The organism is Isoptericola sp. NPDC019571, assembly GCF_044389385.1.
GTDB lineage: Bacteria > Actinomycetota > Actinomycetes > Actinomycetales > Cellulomonadaceae > Isoptericola > Isoptericola nanjingensis.
The window spans coordinates 91,752-112,443 of record NZ_JBIRXZ010000003.1 but is presented as its reverse complement, the minus strand read 5'-3'; the positions used below and the strand labels follow the sequence as shown (position 1 = coordinate 112,443).

Annotated in this window: 14 protein-coding genes; 6 read left to right on the top strand and 8 right to left on the bottom strand. The window is 70.8% G+C overall.

The window, feature by feature from the left end; all coding sequences use genetic code 11:
* Positions 1-123 precede the first annotated feature (123 nt).
* A complete protein-coding gene (locus tag ACH443_RS06300; protein ID WP_430589785.1) occupies positions 124-2,277 on the top strand; it encodes a hypothetical protein in 2,154 nt (717 codons plus the stop codon).
* 374 nt (positions 2,278-2,651) lie between these two features.
* On the opposite strand, the gene ACH443_RS06295 is transcribed toward ACH443_RS06300, so the two are convergent.
* The 5 genes from ACH443_RS06295 to ACH443_RS06275 all read right to left on the bottom strand — a co-directional run bounded on the left by ACH443_RS06295 (position 2,652) and on the right by ACH443_RS06275 (position 9,297).
* A complete protein-coding gene (locus ACH443_RS06295) occupies positions 2,652-3,536 on the bottom strand; it encodes a carbohydrate ABC transporter permease (RefSeq protein WP_430589784.1) in 885 nt (294 codons plus the stop codon).
* Positions 3,533-4,477, bottom strand: a complete 945-nt coding sequence (locus ACH443_RS06290; RefSeq protein WP_430589783.1) for a carbohydrate ABC transporter permease — start codon at positions 4,475-4,477, stop codon at positions 3,533-3,535. Before ACH443_RS06290 ends, ACH443_RS06295 begins: the two co-directional genes overlap by 4 nt.
* A gap of 91 nt (positions 4,478-4,568) precedes the next feature.
* The gene (locus tag ACH443_RS06285; protein WP_430589782.1) at positions 4,569-5,894 is read right to left on the bottom strand and encodes an ABC transporter substrate-binding protein; all 1,326 of its coding nucleotides are present in this window, start codon (positions 5,892-5,894) and stop codon (positions 4,569-4,571) included.
* A gap of 65 nt (positions 5,895-5,959) precedes the next feature.
* On the bottom strand, positions 5,960-8,074 hold the full coding sequence (locus ACH443_RS06280; RefSeq protein ID WP_430589781.1) for an alpha-galactosidase: 2,115 nt from the start codon (positions 8,072-8,074) through the stop codon (positions 5,960-5,962).
* Between the two features lie 200 nt (positions 8,075-8,274).
* Positions 8,275-9,297 carry a LacI family DNA-binding transcriptional regulator gene (locus ACH443_RS06275; protein ID WP_429763887.1) on the bottom strand — a complete coding sequence of 341 codons (1,023 nt, stop codon included), beginning with the start codon at positions 9,295-9,297 and terminating at the stop codon, positions 8,275-8,277.
* Positions 9,298-9,550: 253 nt separating this feature from the next.
* Between ACH443_RS06275 and ACH443_RS06270 the strand changes: the two genes are divergently transcribed.
* Entirely contained in the window at positions 9,551-12,160 is a 2,610-nt protein-coding gene (locus ACH443_RS06270; RefSeq protein WP_430589780.1) for a hypothetical protein, read from the top strand.
* A gap of 91 nt (positions 12,161-12,251) precedes the next feature.
* Here the strand turns inward: ACH443_RS06270 and ACH443_RS06265 are convergent, their stop codons facing one another.
* A complete protein-coding gene (locus ACH443_RS06265; RefSeq protein WP_429763885.1) occupies positions 12,252-12,518 on the bottom strand; it encodes a hypothetical protein in 267 nt (88 codons plus the stop codon).
* A 92-nt stretch (positions 12,519-12,610) separates the two neighbouring features.
* On the opposite strand from ACH443_RS06265, the gene ACH443_RS06260 reads away from it, so the two are divergent.
* From ACH443_RS06260 to ACH443_RS06250, 3 genes are all read left to right on the top strand, one after another.
* Positions 12,611-13,555 carry a serine aminopeptidase domain-containing protein gene (locus ACH443_RS06260; RefSeq protein ID WP_430589779.1) on the top strand — a complete coding sequence of 315 codons (945 nt, stop codon included), beginning with the start codon at positions 12,611-12,613 and terminating at the stop codon, positions 13,553-13,555.
* The gene (locus ACH443_RS06255; protein ID WP_430589778.1) at positions 13,552-13,995 is read left to right on the top strand and encodes a MarR family winged helix-turn-helix transcriptional regulator; all 444 of its coding nucleotides are present in this window, start codon (positions 13,552-13,554) and stop codon (positions 13,993-13,995) included. The genes ACH443_RS06260 and ACH443_RS06255 overlap by 4 nt, the downstream gene beginning before the upstream one ends.
* Before the next feature lie 150 nt (positions 13,996-14,145).
* On the top strand, positions 14,146-16,662 hold the full coding sequence (locus ACH443_RS06250) for a DUF4268 domain-containing protein (RefSeq protein WP_430556007.1): 2,517 nt from the start codon (positions 14,146-14,148) through the stop codon (positions 16,660-16,662).
* 38 nt (positions 16,663-16,700) lie between these two features.
* Here ACH443_RS06250 and ACH443_RS06245 read toward each other — a convergent pair whose 3' ends face one another.
* Positions 16,701-17,177 (bottom strand): hypothetical protein, encoded by a 477-nt coding sequence (locus tag ACH443_RS06245; protein WP_430589777.1) that lies wholly within the window; start codon positions 17,175-17,177, stop codon positions 16,701-16,703.
* A 289-nt stretch (positions 17,178-17,466) separates the two neighbouring features.
* On the opposite strand from ACH443_RS06245, the gene ACH443_RS06240 reads away from it, so the two are divergent.
* Complete coding sequence (locus ACH443_RS06240) at positions 17,467-19,149, top strand: SpoIVB peptidase S55 domain-containing protein (RefSeq protein ID WP_430589776.1); 1,683 nt, start codon at positions 17,467-17,469, stop codon at positions 19,147-19,149.
* A gap of 102 nt (positions 19,150-19,251) precedes the next feature.
* Here ACH443_RS06240 and lpdA read toward each other — a convergent pair whose 3' ends face one another.
* A complete protein-coding gene (gene lpdA / locus ACH443_RS06235; RefSeq protein ID WP_429763880.1) occupies positions 19,252-20,655 on the bottom strand; it encodes a dihydrolipoyl dehydrogenase in 1,404 nt (467 codons plus the stop codon).
* Positions 20,656-20,692 lie beyond the last annotated feature (37 nt).

Sequence of the window (20,692 nt, the reverse complement as noted above, 5' to 3'; positions counted from 1 at the left end):
CGTGGAGATGCGTGTTCGTCGGTGGCCCTATTCTTCGGCTGCGCCACGGGTTCCCGGAGCGTGCCCTGAGGGCCATCGATGGCCCTGACAGCGGAGGTACTCGTGGGACGTGCAGGACGCATCGTGGCCGCAGCGGTGGTCTCGATGTCGATGGTGGCGGCTTCGACGGCCCCAGCGCTTGCCGACGACGCTTCCGGGCTCCTGACGGTCGTCGTCGACAAGGACTGTTCACAGGTCGCCGCGGACGACTGCGACTTTGTCCGGCCGTGGGTGACGGTCGAGGACGCCGACGGCACGGTTCACGGTTCGGGCTGGCTCTACGACGGCACCTGGTTGCCGTCCGACGGCGTGCAGGCCGAGAACGCGTACTCGGCCGACGGCCTCGAGACTGGCGACTACTTCGTCACGGTCCGCGACGAGGCCGACGACGCCGTGGCCGCAGATCGTGTCCCGGTCACGGTCGGGGACGGGTCCCAGCTGCTGCGGGTGGACTACCAGCCGCAGCCCAGCGCTTCCGTCACCGTCCGTGTGACGGGGATCGACGGTGATGTCTGGGGCATCGGGACAGCGAACCTTGAGGCCTCGGACGGGACGGTACGTGCCGATTACTCGGGGATCTCGTCGGCGGACGTCTACACGTTCCGGACCCGGATGTTCGGGCAGTGGCGCCTCAGGGTCGACGCCAACGCGGGTCGGGTGGGCTACCTGCCGACCTACTATCCCGGCGTCGCCGACGCCGACGCCGCCGAGCTGATCGACATCACGCCGGGAGCGCAGCTCGACCTCTCGTTGGAGGCGCTCCCGGGAGGGCGGATCACCGGCCGGATCGACGGCCCCACGCTCGATCCGCAGTTCGCCCGGGGAGTGACCCTGTACACGACGGACGGGCGGCACGCGTACGACGCGGACGCATGGCCGACCGGGGCAGGGGGCGGCTACGTGATCTCAGCGCGGTCGCTCGACCGCGCCGGGATCGCGCCGGGAAACTACCTCGTGAAGTTCGACGGCGGAGAAGGCTTCGCCTCGAGGTTCTACGACGGTGCCGGCGGGTCGCTCGGCATGAACGGCGCCACGCCGGTGGCCCTCGTCGGCGGCGAGATCACCGAGAACGTCGACGTCACGCTCACGGCATGCGGCTCGATCTCGGGCCGGGTGACCGGGCTCGACGGATGGCCCCAGATGAGGCTGTGGGGCATCTCGGCGACGAACCTCGACGACGACTCGTCGAGCCGGTCAAGCTCGCGCGACGAAGACGGCACGTTCGAGATCACCGGACTTGCTCCCGGGAGGTACTCGGTGTCCGCCGAGGGCTTCAGCTACGACCCCAAGATCTCGGCCACCTACTACCACGGCGGGGACACGACGTCCGGGAAGTCCGTCACCGTCCAAGACTGCGACTCGACCGTCACGGGCGCTGACATCGCCGTGACCATGACGAACACCGTACGGCCGACCCTCTCCGGTTCGCCGACGGTCGGCACCGCCGTCAGCGTCAAGCCGGGGACGTGGAACGTCCCGCACGCCACGTACTCTTACGCCTGGCTCCGGGACGGCGCGGCGATCCCAGGTGCCACCTCGTCGTCCTATCGGCCGATCGCGGCCGATGCCGGCCATCAGCTCTCGGCCAGGATCACGGCGCGACACACCGGCTACCGCGACGCCACCTCGACGACCACTGCCGCCAAGGTGCTGCCCGGCCCGGCGCCCCGCGCGACGAGCGCGCCGACCTTCGGCGGCAGCACGAAGGTCGGGTCGCTCCTGACCGCCACCCCAGGCAAGTGGTCGACGAGCGGCATCACCCTGCGATACCAGTGGCTCCGGTCCGGGAAGTCCATCGCAGGGGCGACCGCGTCGAGCTACCGGATCACCACCTCGGACGTCGGCGCACGCCTGAGTGTGAGAGTCACCGCGACCAAGTCCGGATACACCAGCGCCTCGGCGACCACGGCCTCAACCACGGTCGTGCCGAAGGTCAAGCCGACCGTCACCGGAACACCGGCGGCCAAGACGATCCGCCGCACGACGGCGCCGAAGGTGGCCGTCACCGTCAAGGCCACCGGCGTCAGTGCACCCGTCGGCACCGTCACCGTCAAGGTCGGCACGACGACCAAGAAGGTGTCGCTCACCGCGTCGAACAAGGGCAAGCTCGCCGTCTCCCTGCCCAAGAAGCGTGGCCCTCGGACGTACCCCGTCGTGGTGTCGTTCACCCCCTCGTCGACGGCCGCGAGGTACCTGACCGCAGCCAGCGCCAGGGCTCACTCGATCAAGGTCCTCTGAGACCAGCGCGGAATGGCCGACCCAGACTCGACGGCGTGACAAGAGATTCGGTCTCGGGCCGTCACCATGGAATCGCCCAGCCGCCGAAGACGCGCCGCAGGTCCGGGTCGCTCGGCTGGCGGACCGACGCGGCGGGCGCATCGGGACTGCCAGTTGAGCAACGGCAGGCGTCGGTGCGCCTGACAACCTCGGAGGAGTCCACGATGCCGCCCACCCGGCAGGATGCGACACGCGACGAGGCGCGGCACGAGGTTGGCGACCACGTGGTCGACAGAGCAGTGCATAGCCCGCGATCGTGCAGCGGGTGATGATGACGTCGCCCGCCGAGGCGAGGGACGAAGCGGCGTACGTCGCAGGGTCCCGAGATGCTCAGCTCACTTGACCGCGCCGGAGGTGATGCCCGAGATGATCTTGCGCTGCGCGATGATGAAGACGACGAGCAGCGGCAGGCTCATGAGGATCACGTAGGCGAAGATCAGGTGCCAGTTGTCGAGATAGAGCCCGGCGCTGGCGACCTGGAAGAGGTTGAGCGGCAGGGTGTCGAGCCGCCCGCCGACGACGAAGAACGCGTAGAAGACGTCGTTCCACACGTACAGGCAGATCAGGATCGTGGCGGTGGAGAGCACGGGCACCAGCAGCGGCAGGATGATCGTGCCGAAGACGCGCAGCGGCCGGGCGCCGTCGACGCGGGCGGCCTCCTCGAGCTCGTGCGGGATGGTCCGCACGAAGCCGGTGACGAAGAAGATCACCGTCGACATGTACATGCCCATGTAGACGCCGATCATGCCGATCGCGGTGCCGGCGAGGCCGAGCTGGCGCAGCAGCAGCACGATGGTGACGACTGCCGGGGGCAGCACGATGCCGCTGATCGCCAGGGCGTAGAGCACGGCGTAGCCGCGGGTGGTGCGCCGGGCCAGCACCCAGGACGCGAGCGAGCCCAGCACGAGCACGCCGATCACGGCGGGCACCATGACCAGGAGGCTGCCGAAGAAGCCCGCGGGCACGCGCCCCTGGTCCCAGACGGCGGCGAAGTTCTCCAGGTACTGCCACGTGGAGGGCAGGGACAGGTTGGGGTTGAGCGCCTCGGCCTGGGTCTTGCCCGCGGTGACGACGACGATCCAGAGCGGCATGCCGATCAGCAGGACGACGGCGAGCAGCGCCGCGACGGGCTGCACCCGGCGCCAGGTGCCGGTCCGCCCGCCGGCCGGTCGTCGGACGGCGCAGGTGCGGGTGATCGGGTGAGCGGTCTGCGTGGTCACAGGACTTCCTCCCGCTTGCGAAGGGTGCGGATGACGGGGAACGCGAGGGCGACGACCACCACGAACAGCACGAGGCTCATCGTCGTGGCCTGCGCGAACAGCCCCTGCCCGAAGGTCCGGAAGATGAAGATGTTGAGCAGCTCGGTGGTCCGGGCCGGTCCGCCACCGGTCGTGGCCTGGACGATGTCGAAGCCGTTCATCGACCCGAGCAGCGCGGTGGCGACGTTGAAGGTGATGGCCGGCGCCAGCAGGGGGAACCGGACGTCGCGGAACGTGCGCCACGCGGAGGCGCCGTCGAGGCGCGCGGCCTCGAGCACGTCCTCGTTGATGGTCTTCAGGCCCGCCAGGTAGATGAGCATCGACAGGCCCATCCACTTCCAGGAGTGGATCACCGCGACGACGACGAGCGTCCAGGTGGTGCTCCCCAGCCACGGGATGGTGACGTCCGTGCCGAGCACGGTGCTGAGGATCCCGTTGACCGCGCCGTCCGGCTTGAGCATCGCCTGGAACACGTAGCCGACCGCGAGCGCCGACATGATCACCGGGACGAAGAACATGACGCGCGCGAACCGGTTGACGCGGGTGTCGCGCTCGAGGAGGAGCGCGAGGAGCAGCCCGAACAGGTTCTGGAAGATGGCGACGAGCACGGCGTAGACCAGCGTGATCCGCAGCGACGCGAGGAGCGTGCCGCTGCTGAGCAGGTCGGCGAAGTTGCGCAGCCCGACGAACGAGATCGAGGCCTTGAAGCTCGACCAGTCCGTCAGCGCGTAGACGAAGTTGAAGATCGTCGGGACGAAGAAGAACACGCCCAGGACGACGAAGGCCGGCACGAGGAACCACGCGGGGTGGTTCTTGCGGGTTCTCTCGTCCCTGCCGGGCGCTGCGCGCCGGGGCTTCGGCGCCGGGCGGGCCGGCGCGCCTGTGCTGAGGGTCGCGGTCATCGGTGCATCACCTTTCGGCGGCGCCGGGGCGGGCTGGTGCCCGCCCCGGCATCACGGCTCGGCTCAGAGAGCGAGGCTCATAGAACGAGGCTCAGAAGCCCTCGACGCCCTGGGCTCGGGCGAGCTGGGCGAACTGGTCCTGGGTCTGCTGGGCGACCTGCTCCGGCGTCGTGGATCCCTGGATCATGTCGGCCAGGTAGATGTACAGGTCGGGGTTGGCCACGGCCAGCGACTGCATCGACCCGACGGAGTCGGCGAGCGAGGCGTGGACGTCCTGGAGCGCCTGCGGCACGCCGTGGGGCGTGGGCACGTCGGGCTGCAGGGAGACGGTCTCCCGGTCGGCGACGAAGTCCGCGTAGCCGTCACCGAGCCAGAACGACAGGAGCTGACGCGCCGCGGCCTCGCGCTTCGCGTCCCCGGTCTTGAACGCCACGAGCGCGTTGGACTGGTCGGGGATCACGGTGGCGACGTTGCCGCTGGGCGAGATCGGGAAGAACCCGATCGTGTCGTCGAGCTCCGCGGTGTCGGCCTTGGCCTGCAGCTGGCCGAAGAACGAGTTGACCTGCACCGCCATGGCGGCGTCGCCGGCGAGCAGCGCGTCGGCCTGGTCCTCCAGCGTCGCGGTCTTGATGTCGTCGTTGAACAGGCCGTCGTCGATGAGGCCCTGGTAGGTCTCGATCGCGCCGAGGATCGTCGGGTCGGTGAACTTCTCCTCGCCGGTGTTGACGCGGTCCCACAGCCCGTCGGCCGCGGCGTCGGCGAGCTGCACCTGCACCCACCACTGGGTCGCCCACCGGTCGCCGGCCATCTCGAAGAACGGGGTCTCGCCCTCGCCCTTCAGCGTGCGGCCGAGCTCGACGAACTCGTCCCAGCTCTTCGGGGTGTCCTCGATGCCGTGCTCGGCGAAGACCTTCTTGTTGTAGTAGACGCCCTGGACCGCCGGGCTCGTGACGAGCGCGGCGTACCGGGTGTCGTCGAGGGTCCCGGTGATGTCCTTGACCTCGGGGCTGTAAGAGTCGAGCCACGGGGCGTCGTCGAGCGGCTGCAGGTTGGTGGGGGCGTTGATCGCGGTGAGCATCGACGCCGTCGGCTGCCAGAAGGCGAGGTCCGGCTTGTCGCCGGTGGCGACCTTGGTCTGGATGCCCTGCTCGTACGGGTCGGGGATCGTGACGATCTCGACCTTCGCGCCGGTGGCCTCCTCGAACGCGGCGGTGACCGCCTCGGGCACCGTGTTGGAGTTCTGGGCGGCCCAGATCGTCAGGGTGGTGCCGGTCAGGTCGGCCGTCTGCTCGGGCCAGTCGGCGGCCTGGGTCTCGCCCGCGTCGGCACCACCTCCCGCGGTGGGGTCGCTGCAGCCGGTCAGTGCCAGTGCCGCCACGGCCGCGGCGGCTGCCGCGCCGGTCAGATACTTCCTCATATCAGCTCCTCGGAACTCGCCCGTCGTCAGCGATGACGCCGGGACCTGGCTGGACGACGGTGGTGCTACCGCGCGTCCTGATGGCGGATCTTCAGTACTCGTGCGCCGGGCTCCTCCGTGGCTGCGCGCAGCCTCAGGTGCCCGTCCTCGGTGTCCGCCTCGAGCCCGGACGCCGAGCCGTCGGCGGGGTAGGCCGCCTCGACGGTGCCGGGCGGCACCGGGACGGAGATCTCGTGCTCGTCCCCGCCGCGCCACCAGACGGCGAGCAGGGTCTCGGTCGCGGTCGACCGGCCGACGGCCACCCAGGGCGACTCCCAGTCCGGGAGGCCGAGCGGCCACACCGGCACCGCGTCGCGCGCGGCGTCGTCCCAGGTCCGCGAGGCGCGCACGCCCTCGGCCACGAGGGCGCGCTGGCGGGCGCTCATCCCGTCGAGCTTCCCAGACAGGTAGAGGCGGCCCGACAGTCCGGTCACCATCGTGAACACGATCTCCGCGTCCGACATCGACGGCTGCGGGTAGGCCCAGTTGCCCGCCTGCTCCGGCAGCACGGCCATGAGCGCGCCGGCCGCGACGGGCGGGTAGTGCAGGGGCTCCTGCTGGTCGGTGGTCGACTGGAGCTCCAGCCGGGACAGCAGCCCGTTGTCGGCGCGCATCGCCCCGGAGGCGCAGTTCTCGACGACCAGGTCGGGGTGCCGCGCGAGCACGCCGTCGAGCCAGGTCAGGTACGCGCGGGTGTGGCGCAGCAGGCCGTCGCCGACGCTGTCGGCGTCCCGGTCGGTGCCGGGGCCCGGCGTGACGTTGTAGTCGAGCTTGAAGTAGCCCACGCCGTGCTCGTCGACCAGGCGGTCGACGACGTCGTCCAGGTGCTTGCGCGCCTGCTCGTCGCGCAGGTCCAGCAGGTAGCGGCCGTGCTCGACGATGCGCGTGCCGTTCCGCTGCAGGAACGCGTCCTCGGGGAGCTGCGCCGCGAGCGGGCTGCGGACGCCGATCACCTCGGGCTCGAGCCACAGCCCCGGCACCATGCCGGCGGCCCGGATCGCATCGAGCACCCGGTCGAGCCCGCCGTCGGGGAAGCGCACGTGCGACGGCTGCCACTCCCCCACGGAGTCCCACCAGTCCCCGCCGTCGTCGTACCAGCCGGCGTCGACGCAGAAGTAGTCGGCACCGGCCTCGCCCGCCGCCGCGATCAGCGGCAGGAGCTTGTCGGTCGTGGGGTCGCCCATGAGCGTGTTCATGTAGTCGTTGAAGACGACGGCGCCGGCGGCGCGGGCGGGACGGCGGTCCGCCCGGCGGTGGCGGGTCAGCTCGCCGACCGCGGCCTGCCAGTCGCCGTCGGCCCAGGCGACCGACACGGGCACCGAGGTGAACTCCTCGCCGGGCCGCAGGCTGCGCAGCCAGGCGTGGTCGGCGTCGGTCGGCCCGAGCAGGCCGAGCACCAGCACCTCGCGGTCGTCCGCGGCGAGCCGGACGCCGAGCTCCGTCCGCCAGGGCCCGGGGTGCTCGACCTGCCACGCGAGGCTCGCCGTCGCCGTGGTGAGCGCCCCCGCCGGCGGGTGCTCCCCCGACGACCAGGTGCCGTGGCTGACGACCGCACGCGCACCGCGGGAGTCCTGGCGCTGGTGCGAGGTCAGGCCGAGGGCGGGCAGGCCGGTCTGGCCCCGCACGGGTCGGGACGACCAGCGCCACTCCCCCAGCCACTCGCTGTCGCCCTCGATCGACTCGACGTCGTCCAGCGCGTCGGGGCCGCACGGGTCGGCGAGCATGAGCGACGACACGGCCTGCAGCTGGACCGTCGCCGGTCCGGTGTTCCGCACCGTCGTCCAGGACTGCACTGACGAACCCCCCACGCGGGCGCGCAGGAACGAGTGCACCTCCAGGCCGCCGGCGTCGTCCCGCTGCACGACCTCGAGGCGCTCCCAGCCCGGCTCGCCCGTCACCTCGTGGCCCACGTACCGCAGCCGGGCGCCGATCTCGGTGGCCGTGTTCCGCAGGTTGGCGGAACGGTGCCCGTGCCCGACGGCGAGGACCTCGACCAGCGGCTGCACCTGCGGGCCGGGCCGTGCTCCCGCAGGGACCAGGGACACGGCGACCGGGCCGTCCTGGGGGCGGCGCACGACCAGCCGCAGGGCGCCGTCACCCCACGTCATCAGCTCCTGGCCCTCGTCGGCCCGATCCGGCATCGCTGCCTCGCTTCCTTCGCCACCATGGCGCGTCGTCGATGAGGCTATGAAAGCGTCGATCATCTGAGAATGCAAGCCGCGACGGCGTCATCGTGGGTGAGATCTGATCGTCGATTTCAGGACGCGACGTCGGCACGGCGGCGCGTGCAGGCCGATCCCCTCCGCCGTTCCCCCAGGTCGCGGCACCCGCGGTCGTGCGCCTAGCGCGACGCGGGCCGCCCGGTCGACTGCCGCACGACGAGGTCGGGCACCATGCGCACCGACGGTCGCGGCTCGCCCGCCTCCATCCGGCCGACGAGGAGGCCGAAGACCTGGTGGCCCAGCCCGACGAAGTCCTGCCGGACGGTGGTGAGCGGCGGCACCCACAGCTGGCTCAGGGGGTGGTCGTCGAAGCCGATGACGCTGACGTCCCCGGGGATCGAACGGCCGGAGTCCACCAGCCCCTTCATCACCCCGATGGCGAGCTCGTCGTTGCCCGCCAGCACCGCGGTGGCGCCGTCGTCCCGGGCGAGGCGCACGCCGGCGTCGTAGCCGGCCAGCGGGTCCCAGCCCGCGTGGATCACCGGCGGCGGCTCGATCCCGGCGTCGCGCAGCGCCTCGCGCCACCCGACCATGCGCGCGCTCTCGACCCCCATGGACGGGATCGCCACGTGGTGGACGGTGCGATGCCCCAGGTCGAGGAGGTAGCGCGTGGCCTGGATGGCTGCGTGCCGGTCGTCCATGTAGGCGTGCGAGATCGCCTCGTCCGACGAGCCGCCGGACGCGGCGGCGACGGCGGGCAACCAGGACGGCATCTGCGCGAGGGCGGCGACGCCGGGCGGGTCGAACTCCAGCACGACGGCGCCCGCCAGGGGCTGGCCGAGGGCGTGGTCGATGGCCCGCTCGACCGTGGCACCGTCGGCCGTCTCCACCACGGAGATGACGACCATGTAGCCGGCCTGGCGCGCAGCCTCCTCGATGCCCTGGATGGTGGCCGCGTACCCGTAGCGCGTGGTGTTGCCCGCGAAGACGGCGATCATCGAACCGGCCTGGCTCGCCAGCGACCGGGCGGCCCCGTTGGGGCGGAAGCCCAGCTTCTTGACGGCCGCCATGACCCGCTCCCGCCGCTCCGCGCTGACGGGCACCGTCCCGTTGAGCACGCGCGAGACGGTGGGCACCGACACGCCCGCCACGCGGGCGACGTCGGCGATGACGGGCGGCTTCACCCTCGGGACCTGGCTCACGCCGCAAGGTTACGCGACCGCGGCCCGCTCTTGTGGTCGAACGTGATTCACGCTTTCATGGCTCACGGCGCCCGACATCGACCGTCCAGGCGCTATCAGACCTACGAAGGAGTGGATCGTGCCCCAGCCACGTGAAAGCGTGCATCAGTTCGGTGTGCGGCGAGGCGCCGTCGCCGTCGCAGCGGCCGCCGCGCTCGGCCTCTCCGCCCAGGCAGGATGGGCGGCGTCCGCCACCGACGAAGGAGAACGACCCGTGCCCGACGTCCTGTCCGTCGACTTCGCCCAGACCACCGGCGCCTTCCGCGGCGGGGCCACCGGGACGCTGTACGGCTTCGGCGACGACGGCGTGCCCACGCAGGCGCTCATCGACGGCGCCCACATCACCAACTCGTCCCAGAAGGCGCCGTACGGCACCCAGCACCCCAGCGGCGACGCGCTGACGATCGAGGACGGGTTCTTCGCCAAGCACGGCCAGGAGCTGGCGATCTACATCCAGGACTACTACCCCGACTGGTCGTACAACGGCGGCAAGCGCCCCGGCGACGCCCGCACCTACGACCAGGCCACGGGCACGTACGTCGACGAGCCGAACGGCGTGTGGGACTACCTCGAGATCGTCGAGTTCGTCACCGAGGCCGTCGCCACCCAGTCCGACCACCCCGAGAAGTACCTGTTCATCCCGTTCAACGAGCCCGACGGCGGCAACTGGTACCCCGACTGGCAGGGCCAGAAGGACCAGTTCCTCGCCGACTGGCAGGCCACCTACGAAAAGATCCAGGAGGTCTACGACCGGCACGGGCTGGGCCACGCCCGCATCGGCGGCCCCGGCGACACCCGCTGGCAGCCCGAGCGGTCGGCCGACTACCTCACGTACGCGAAGGCCCACGGCGTCCTGCCGGACGTGTTCATCTGGCACGAGCTCGGCATCGACAACCTCGCCACCTTCCGATCCCACATGCGCGACTACCGGCAGCTGGAGCAGGACCTCGGCATCGACCCGATCCACGTGAACATCACCGAGTACGGGATGCTGCGCGACATGGGCGTGCCCGGGCAGCTCGTGCAGTGGCTGTCGATGTTCGAGGACGAGAAGGTCGACGCCCAGACCGCCTACTGGAACTACGCGGGGAACCTGTCCGACAACACCGCCCGCGCCGGCGGCGCCAACGCCGGCTGGTGGATGTTCAAGTGGTACGGCGACCTCGAGGGCAGCCAGACCGTCCAGGTCGACCCGCCGCACCCCGACACCGTCGACACCCTGCAGGGCATCGGCGCGATCGACGAGGACGACCGCCGCGCGACCGTCCTGCTGGGCGGCACCGACGAGGACGTCCGCCTCGACCTGTCCGGCCTGGACCGCCGCACCTTCGGCCAGAAGGTCGACGTCGAGGTCCGGGAGGTCACGCTGTCCGGGGCGCAGGGGCTGGCGAACACCCCGCGCGTGGTTCAGAGGATCGACGGTGCCCAGGTGCGCGACGGCGGGCTGGAGGTCGACCTCGACCCCTACGACCGGTACGCCGCGTACCAGGTCGTCGTGACGCCGGCGCGGGGCGCCGACCCGGCGCCCGAGGTCTGGACGACGAGCGTCGAGGCGGAGGACACCGCGCTCACCGACGCCCAGGTCTACGAGCAGGACCCGCAGGGCGGCGGTGGCTGGAAGTTCCTCGCCTCCGGCGGCCGTGACGTCGGCTCGTTCAACAAGGCGACGTCGCGCGCCGACTGGACGGTGACCGTGCCCCGCGACGGCACCTACCGCCTGCAGGTCATCGGCGCCACGCCGGGCGTGCCCGGGCGGCACGCCCTCTTCGTCGACGGCGCGCTCGACCAGCCGGTCCAGTACACCGCCGACCTCGCGCTCACCAGCGCCCAGAAGTGGCAGTACCGCGGCAGCACCGAGGTGCAGGTCGAGCTCACCGCCGGCGAGCACGTCCTCTCGCTGCGAGCCAGCGAGGACGGCACCACCCTCCTGCCGAACGCCGACATCACGCTCGACAAGCTCGTCCTGACCGACGTCAGCGACGGCGAGCCCACCGCCTACCCGGCGAGCACCATGCGCCTGGCCGGCGGGGCCCGCCTGGACTGGGACCGCGGCAACGCCCGCGGCTTCGCCCGCGTCCAGGGCGAGGGTCAGCGCGCGGAGGTCTACGCCACCGCGATGGAGTCGGGCTACTACGACGTCACCGTGCGGCACACCACCACGCGGGCGTCCGACCTCACCCTGACGGTCAACGGGCGCGCGGCCACGTCGTTCACCGTCCGCGGTCCCGGCGCCTGGACCTCCACGGCGCGCATCCACCTCGCCGAGGGCATCAACGAGCTCGAGCTCGCCGCCGACGCCGGGTCGTTCGTCGGCTCCGTGACGACCACGCGCGCGCCCGACGACGCGGCCGTCACCGTCCAGGCCGAGGACGCCGCGCTCCACGGCACCGCCGTCGTCGCCACGAAGTCCGCGGCCTCGGGCTCCAACGCCTCGGGCGGCAAGGTGGTCGAGTGGCTCGGCGACGGCGAGGCGAACTACCTCGAGATCGCCCGCGCCGCCGGCTTCGACGAGGCCGGCGACTACGACGTCACCGTGCGGTACGCCAACGCCGAGCTGTCCGGGAAGCACGACTACAACCCGCAGGTCGTCGACCGGGAGCTGCAGGTCACCGAGGGCGGCGCCGTCGCCGGGGCCACCCACTTCCGCTACACGTTCTCGTGGGACAGCTTCTGGGAGCGCACCGTCCCGGTGACCCTCGCGACGGCGGACCGGTCGCTCCGGTTCGGCAACCCCGACGCGTTCGCGCCGAACATCGACGCGATCACCATCGCGCCGCTCGTCGCCGGCGAGCCGTCCACCCAGCGGGTGACGGGCCGTCCCTGACGTCGCTGGCACGACGGGAGGATGCCCGCCCCGAGCAGAGCTCGGGGCGGGCCTCTCTCGCGACCGAGCGGGCCGAGAGAGACGAAGGGGATCAGCCGTTGCCGCCGCGGAGGGACTCGTTGTAGGTGACCGCCGCGATGGAGTCGAGGTTCCGAGCAGCGCGGTAGACACCGACAGCCAGCGGGATGGCGCCGATCACGATGGCCAGAAGCCCGAACGCCACCATGCCGAAGGCCGAGAGCGCCACCCCGACGACCAGGAAGAACAACCCGGTGCCCAGGGAGCCGGCCGAGGCGTCCGGACGGGGAACCGCGACCGGGCGAGCCGGTGCACCGGGGAGGTTCTGCGGGGCAGTCATGGCGCGAACAGTAGCGGTTCCGCAGGTCAGGGCACGGCGCGGATCACCATGCGGGTCCGTCGGGACCGGCGCGGGCCGCTAAGGTATTTCGCATGCGAAGTGACGACACGACGACGGTCGAGTCCGAGGAGCTGCGGATCCAGATCCCCGCGGGCGGCTGGGTCGTCGGCACGGTGCGCAAGTCCGCCGACGGGTCGCCCCGCGGCGTCGTGGTGATCCACCCCGCGACGGCGGTGCCCGAGCGCCTGTACACGGGGTTCGCGGAGTTCCTCGCCGCCAGCGGGTACGTGGCCGTCACGTACGACTACCGCGGCACCGGCCGTTCCGGCAGCCCGCGCGAGCATCGCGGCCTGCGCATGCGGGACTGGATGTCCGACGACGTCCCGGCGGTCGCGGCGTGGGCGCGCCCGCGGTTCGGCGACGTGCCGCAGCTGGCGGTCGGGCACAGCATCGGCGGGCACGCGCTGGCGCTCGGAAACGGGTCGCGGGGCCTGGCCGGGTTCGCGACGGTCGCGTCGCACGTCGCCGCGACGTCCACGATCCCCGACCGCGCCGAGCGGGCGCGCGTCCGGCTGATCCTGCGAGTGCTCGGCCCCGCCACGGCCCGGGTGCTGGGCTACGTGCCCGGGCGCCGCCTGAGCCTCGGGGAGGACATGCCCGCCGCCGCCATGCGCGAGTGGAGTCGCTGGTCGACCATGCCGCACTACTTCTTCGACGACCCGACAATGACCGCCGCCGCGGACGCCGCGCGCGTCACCGGAGACGTCCTCGCCGTCGGGTTCACCGACGACCCGTGGGCCACGCCCGCGCAGATCGACGCGATCACCGACCGCCTCACCGCCGCCCGCGTCGAACGACGTACCTGGAGCCCCGCCAACGGCGGCGTGGAGACGATCGGGCACATGGGCTTCTTCCGCCGAGGCCTGCGCGACACGCTGTGGACCGAGCTCCTCGCCTGGCTCGACGCCCGCGCCGGGGCCGCCCCGGCGCAGGAGGACGGGAACGTCCGCTTCCGCGCCAGGAAGCCGCGACGATGACTCGCCGCTCGCCGCGGCTGGTGTTCCTCACCACCGCGGCGGAACGCCAGATGCGGCGCTGGATCGCGCGGCGCGGCGGCGCGCACACCGCCGGGAACGGCGGCCAGGGGTTCGGCGCCCCCGCCGCGGGCGTGCTGCTGCACCTCGCCGACCACCCCGGCGCGACGATCGGCGAGGTGACCGCCGCCCTGCAGGCCTCCCCCGCCGGCGCCAGCGGCCTGCTCGCCCGCATGGAGCGCGCCGACCTCGTGCGCCGTCGCCCCGACCCCGACGACCGGCGCACCGTCCGCCTCGACCTCACGCCCACCGGCACCGCGGCCCTCGACGACGTCCGCGCCGCGCTCGCCGAGCTGAACGACCGCCTCACCGACGGCTTCACCCCTGACGAGCTGGCCACCGTCGCACGCTGGCTCGAGCACGTGACGCGTACCCTTCCCTAGCCGCTCGACAAATCCTCGGGATCGTTCGGACGGAGGCGGAGTCCAAACGGGTCCGCCAGATGCCACCGATCCTTCTCGGCACGGACGTGACATGTGATCGAGCGATACGGTGCACGCCAAGGCTGGCTTGTTGCGAACGCGGAGGCATGCGTGGTCAAGGCGACGGAGACGAACTTCGCAGGGGTGCTGGAAGGCAAGAAGCAGTACCAGGTGCCCCTGTACCAGCGCACCTATTCCTGGGGGAAGAAGCAGCTCGACCAGCTCTGGAACGACATCGTCGAGCTGGCTCAGGCGCGTCGCTCCGATCCTGCCGCAACGCACTTCATCGGATCGCTGGTCCTCGCCGCGAGCCCAGACTTCTCCGTCGTCGGCGTCGCCAAGCTCCTGGTCGTCGACGGTCAGCAACGGTTGACGACGCTCACTCTGCTTCTCGCGGCACTGCGCGACCATCTGGTCGAGACAGGTGACCCGGAGCGCGCGGAGGGCGTGCACGCCCAATACCTCGTCAACGTGTACGACAAGGGCAAGCCGTCAAAGGTCCTTCCGACACAAGCTGACCGCCCCTCCTATCTCGCCGTCGTGCACGCTGCGCCGGAGGCCGGTGGAGGCGACGCCGTGGGCGAGGCGTACAACCACTTCCGAGCCAAGATCGCGGCAGCCGATGACCCAGAGGATCCCCACGACCTCGAAGAGATCGAGAACGCGGTCGTGCGCGGCCTTGCCGTCGTTGCCGTCACGGCAGAGCCCGGTGACAACGCGCATCGCATCTTCGAGTCGCTGAACAACACCGGCCTGCAGCTCAACCAGTCCGACCTCCTCAAGAACTACCTGTTCATGCGGCTCGGCGAGAAGGCAGACCTCGTCTACGAGAATGTGTGGCTGCCGCTGGAGAAGAGGCTCAGCGCCGACAACCTGGAGCTCCTCTTCTGGCTGGACCTCGTCCAGACCGACGAACGTGCCAAGCAGTCCGACACGTACGTCGGCCAGCAGAAGCGGCTCGAAAAGCTGAGGACGGCCCAGGAGATCGAAGACGAGGTCGTCCGTATCGCCAAGCTCGGCGAGGTGCTGGCGACCATCCTGGATCCCTCCCGTGAGGAGGACGCCGAGATTCGCCGGCGTCTTCACAGGATCAAGTCCTGGGGTTCGACGACGGCGTACCCGGTCGTGATGCGACTCCTCGACCGGCGCGCTACGGGGGCAGCGACCGCAGAGCAGGTGGCCCTCGCCCTGACCTACCTCGAGTCATACTTCGTACGCCGCATCGTCATCGGGCGGGCGACGGCCAGTCTCAACCGCACCCTCCTGCAGGCGGTCGGTGCGATCTCGGGCGACCAACCGGTCGACGCTGCTCTTCGTGACTACCTCTCCCGGGGACGCAAGTACTACGCCACGGACCGGCAGGTTCGAGAGGCAGCCGGCACGGTCCCGTTCTACTGGCAGGGACGGGCAGCACAAAAGAAGCTCATCCTCCAGTGGATCGAGGAGTCGTACGGCTCCAAGGAACCAATCGATCCGACCAGGCTCACGATCGAACATGTCCTGCCCCAGACGCTCACCGAGGCCGTCCGGGACGATTTCGCGGCGGGGCTCCCCGGTGATTCCGACATCACCTACGAGCACGAACGCATCGTTCACACGTTAGGCAATCTGACCCTCAGCGGCTACAACAGCGAACTCAGCAACAAGGGCTTCGAGGCCAAGCGACAGATGCTCGCCGAGAGTGGCCTGCGGCTGAACCGGGAGGTTGCGGCCCACAGCACGTGGGGCCAGAAGGAGATCCTGGCGCGCAGTGCGGCTCTTGCGGAGAAGATCATCGAACTCTGGCCCGGGCCGGACGAGACCGTCGTCGGTGCTGCGGAAGCCGAACCGTCCACCACGAGGGCGACGGTTGCGTCGATCGTCGCGGAGATCCCGGCAGGCAGGTGGACCACCTACGGCGAGGTCGCCATCGTTGCGGGGACCTACCCTCAGCCCGTCGCTGCCATCATCAGTGCGCATCCGATGGCCAACGCATGGCGAGTCCTCCAGGCCGGGGGAACCATCTCGCCTGGCTTCCGCTGGTATGAGCCGGAGCGGAAGGACGACCCCATCGAGTACCTCAAATCCGAGGGCGTGACCTTCGATGACGCGGGTCGGGCCTCCGCAGACCAGTTCATCGCTGCCACGGAGCTGGCGGCACTCGTCGGGCTCGACATCGACCAGGGCGGCTGGCGGGCCAATAACCAGGCGGTCGGTGCTGCCGCGAACAGCGACCTGAGCGCGCAGCAGCAGCGCTTCTTCACGCTCGTCCGCGACCTCGGCGAGGCCAACAGCACCCTCGTGCAGTCCTGGCCCAAGGCGCCACCGCGCTATTGGATGGACGTGAGCATCGGGTCAGGACGCGCGCACATCAGTCTGACGGTGAGCTCGCGGGCCCCGACTGCTGACTGCGAGCTGTACATCGTGCACGACAAGAAGCTCTTCGCCGCTCTGTACGCCCGCAGGGGCGAGATCGAGGGCGCGGTGGGTTCGCCACTCGAGTGGCTAGAACTGCCGGCGAAGAAGGCGAGCAAGATCATCGCGCGGGGCGAAGGGGACTTCCGCGACCCCGATCAGGCTCCACAGCTCGCTCAGTGGCTCGTCACGATGGCCGAGAAGTTCGCGGCTGTCTTTCCTCAGTACCTGTGACGCCCCGACTGACGAGGGCCGCACCTCTTCCCTAGCGGTCACATCGTCCAGTCTGCGCGTGCCTCCATCGGTCCCCCGCACTCGGCGGTCCCGCCCACACGCTCCCAGCCGACGTCGATCTCCGTCCGCGCGACCACGTCGCCGTCGTCGTCCAGCGCACGGAGCATGACCGAGCGCGGCGAGGAGAAGAGCGTGAAGGTCCATGCGTCTCCGTCGTGCGACGTCGGGATCGCGGGCACCTCCGCGTCCGGCGGATAGGGCGGCTGCCACTGGTCGCCGTCGCGCACCTGCAGGATCGCCACCTCGGACGTGTCTCCCTCGAGGGTCACCTCGAGCACGCTGGAGTAGCCGATCTCCGGGCACGCCTGTGGCGGCGGGTCGGTCATGCCAGGCCGCACGACGGCGGCGACGACGGTGAGCGCGACGATGCCGAGCGCTGCTGCCGTCACACCGAGCGGCAGGCGCAGGCGGCGCGTACGCTCCGGCGGCTGCGGCGTCTCACTCGTCGTCGGCACTGCTGCCCCTCCTGACGCGGTCCCTCGTCGACATCATGTCGCGAGGCGAGGCGCTCCTGCACGCTCCGCGAAGGGCGCGAGCGCCGCGATTTCACCCGTGTTCACCGGAACGCCGGGACCAGCGGTCGACGATGCTGTCGGAATGTCGAAGATTGCCGCAGGGGACGGCCGGGCGTCGGCGCCCACTCCCCCCACCGAAGGTCACCCTGCAGCTCGCGGTCCGCGGTGGCTGCCCAGGAACGGTCGCCGTGCGGCCGGTCTGACGGCGTCCGGCGCGGCCGGCGCGCTGGTGCTGGCCGGGCTGGTGGCGGTCGGCCCTTCGGCGACGGCGGCGCCCACCCCCGACTGCGCGGCGCCGTTCCCGGTTGCCGACGTCGTGAGCGGGGCGCCGGTCACCGGGCTGACGGTGAGCAAGGGCACCACGCCGCAGCCGTTCACCGGCGAGGTGCTCGGCGTGCTGTCGGACGGCATCGCCCCGGACCTGGACATGATCGTCGCCAAGCTCGAGTCGCCGGCGATCGACGCGGCGGGCGGCATCTGGCAGGGCATGTCGGGGTCGCCGGTGTACGCACAGGACGGGCGGCTGATCGGCGCGGTCGCCTACGGGCTCGCCGCCGGGAGCTCTCCCGTGGCGGGCATCACGCCGTTCGAGGATATGCAGGGCTACCTCGGTGCCGCGAAGGCTGCGCCCGAGGTGGCGGTGAGCTCCCGCCTGGCGACGCGGATCGCGGCCGAGACCGACGTGACACGTTCCGAGGCCGCCCAGGGCCTGCGTCAGCTGCCGATGCCGATGGGCGTCGGCGGGATCGACCTGGCCCGCGCCCGCACGGCGGTCAAGGCCGCCGGCGGCAGCGAGCTCGTGACCCCGGACTCCTACCGCATCGGCCGGTCCAGCGGCACGGCGGCCGCCGGCATCGACACCGTGGTCGCGGGCGGCAACGTGACCGCGGTGCTGTCGCACGGCGACATCACCTTCGCCGGCATCGGCACCGCGACCTCGGTCTGCGGCAACCGGGTGGTCGCCTTCGGTCACCCGCTGAACTTCACCGGCACGACGCGCCTGGGGCTGGCGGCCGCCGACGCGGTCTACGTCCAGGAGGACCCGCTGGGCGTGCCGTTCAAGGTGGCGAACCTCGGCGACGTCGGCGGGACCGTCACCGACGACCGCCTCGCCGGGATCGCCGGCACCTTCGGCGCCTCGCCCACCGCCACCCCGGTCCGGTCGACGGTGGCCCACGGCAGCAAGACGCGCACCGGCACCACGCAGGTGCTGGACCCGACCGCCCTCGCGGACGTCACCCTCCTCGCCGGCATGGCGAACCACGACCGCGTGGTGGACGGGGTCGCCGGCGGCACCGAGACGCAGGCCTGGACGATCACCGGCACCCGCAGCGGGAGCCCCTTCCGGCTGCGCTACGCCGACAAGTATCAGTCGGCCGAGGACGTCGGCTCCGCGGGCGCCTTCGACCTCCCGACCGTGGTGGGCACGCTCTCGTCCGTCTCGAACGTCAAGCTCACCGGGGTGACCAACGAGGTCAGGGTCAGCAACTTCCGGGAGCGGTTCCGCGTGACGTCGATCCAGCAGCTCACGGGCGGCCGTTGGATCGACGTGACCGGCAAGACCGCGAAGGTCCGCGCCGGCCACACCCTCGCGCTGCGGACCCGGCTGCTCGGCACCGACGGCGCCACGCGAACGGTCTTCCGCCAGGACTTCACGATCCCGAAGAGCCTCAAGGGCAAGAGCGGTGTGGTCACCGTCGTCGGCGGCAACTCGTTCCAGGAGGAGTTCTACGGCCCGACGTCGTTCGACTCGGTCCAGAAGCTGCTGGCGGGCAACCTGCGCAACGACGAGATGGAGCTGAGCCTCGTCATCGGCAGCGGCAGGACCGCGTACGAGCGGACCCGGACGTCCGACGTCATGACCCGCGTCGTGAACGGCCAGAGGGACCTGCAGGTCCGCGTCACCTCCTGAGGACGGACGACAGGCGGCACGACGCCGGACGGCACGAGGCCCGGGTCCGCGGCGCTCCGCGAACCCGGGCCTCTGACGTGCGATCCGGCCCTGACCTGTCGGTCAGAAGTTGATCATGTGCCCCACGATGCCGTGGATGGACTCCTGGATCGCCTCGGACAGCGTCGGGTGCGTGTGCACGTTGCGCGCGACCTCGTCGGCGGTGAGGTCCCACTTCTGCGCGAGGGTGAGCTCGGGCAGCAGCTCGGAGACGTCCGGGCCGATCATGTGGGCGCCGAGCAGCTCGTTGTACTTGGCGTCGGCGACGATCTTGACGAAGCCGGTGGGGTCGCCGAGGCCGTGGGCCTTGCCGTTGGCCATGAACGGGAAGGACGCGACCTTGACGTCGTAGCCCTCGTCCTTGGCCTGCTGCTCGGTGAGGCCGAACGACGCGACCTGCGGGGAGCAGAACGTGGCGCGCGGCATCATGCGGTAGTCGCCGAGGGTCTGGGTCTCGGCCCCGCCGATGGTCTCGGCGGCGACGACGCCCTGCGCCTCCGCGACGTGCGCCAGCATGAGCTTGGCGGTGACGTCGCCGATGGCGAAGATGTGCGGCACGTTGGTGCGCATGTGGTCGTCGATCGCGATGGCGCCGCGCTCGGTGAGCTGGACGCCGGTGTTCTCGAGGCCGAAGCCCTCGACGTTCGGCGCGAAGCCGACGGCGGACAGGACCTTGTCGACGACGATCTCGCCGGGCTTGTCGTCCTTGACGCCCTTGTAGGAGACGGTGACGGACGAGCCGTTGTCCTTGATCGTCTGGACGGCGGTGGAGGTGAGGAGCTTGATGCCGAGCTTCTTGTACTGCTTGGCGATTTCCTTGGAGACGTCCGCGTCCTCGTTCGGCAGGGCACGGTCGAGGAACTCGATGATCGTGACGTCCACGCCGTAGTTCTTGAGGACGTAGGCGAACTCCATGCCGATGGCGCCGGCGCCGACGATGGCGATCGACTCCGGCAGCTCGCGCGTCATGATCTGCTTCTCGTAGGTCACGACGTTCTCGGACAGCTCGACGCCGGGGAGCAGCTTGACCTGCGAGCCGGTGGCGATGATCGCGTTGTCGAACGTCACCGTCTCGGTGCCGCCCTTGTTCAGCGCGACCTCGATGGTGTTCGCGTCGCGGAACGTGCCGCGGCCGTCGAGCTCGGTGATCTTGTTCTTCTTCATCAGGAAGTGGACGCCCTTGGTGCGGCCGTCCGCGACCTCGCGGGACCGGTCGAACGCCTTGCCGAAGTCGAACGTCACGTCACCGGACATGCCGAAGAAGTCGGCCTGGTGGTTGAAGATGTGGGCGAGCTCCGCGTTGCGCAGCAGCGCCTTGGAGGGGATGCAGCCCACGTTGAGGCAGACACCACCCCAGTACTTCTCCTCGATGATGGCGACGGACTTGCCGAGCTGGGCCGCACGGATCGCGGCGACATAGCCGCCGGGGCCAGCCCCGAGGAGGACGACGTCGTAGTGGGAAGCCATGGGTCCAGCCTATTAGCGCGCGCCACCCCCTGCGGCG

Bases quoted from the DNA above. Each gene is read 5' to 3' on its own strand.
- ACH443_RS06265 (WP_429763885.1), bottom strand. From the start codon at position 12,518: ATGACTGCCCCGCAGAACCTCCCCGGTGCACCGGCTCGCCCGGTCGCG.
- lpdA (WP_429763880.1), bottom strand. From the start codon at position 20,655: ATGGCTTCCCACTACGACGTCGTCCTCCTCGGGGCTGGCCCCGGCGGC.
- ACH443_RS06255 (WP_430589778.1), top strand. From the start codon at position 13,552: ATGACTCGCCGCTCGCCGCGGCTGGTGTTCCTCACCACCGCGGCGGAA.
- ACH443_RS06290 (WP_430589783.1), bottom strand. From the start codon at position 4,477: ATGACCGCGACCCTCAGCACAGGCGCGCCGGCCCGCCCGGCGCCGAAG.
- ACH443_RS06285 (WP_430589782.1), bottom strand. From the start codon at position 5,894: ATGAGGAAGTATCTGACCGGCGCGGCAGCCGCCGCGGCCGTGGCGGCA.
- ACH443_RS06280 (WP_430589781.1), bottom strand. From the start codon at position 8,074: ATGCCGGATCGGGCCGACGAGGGCCAGGAGCTGATGACGTGGGGTGAC.
- ACH443_RS06260 (WP_430589779.1), top strand. From the start codon at position 12,611: ATGCGAAGTGACGACACGACGACGGTCGAGTCCGAGGAGCTGCGGATC.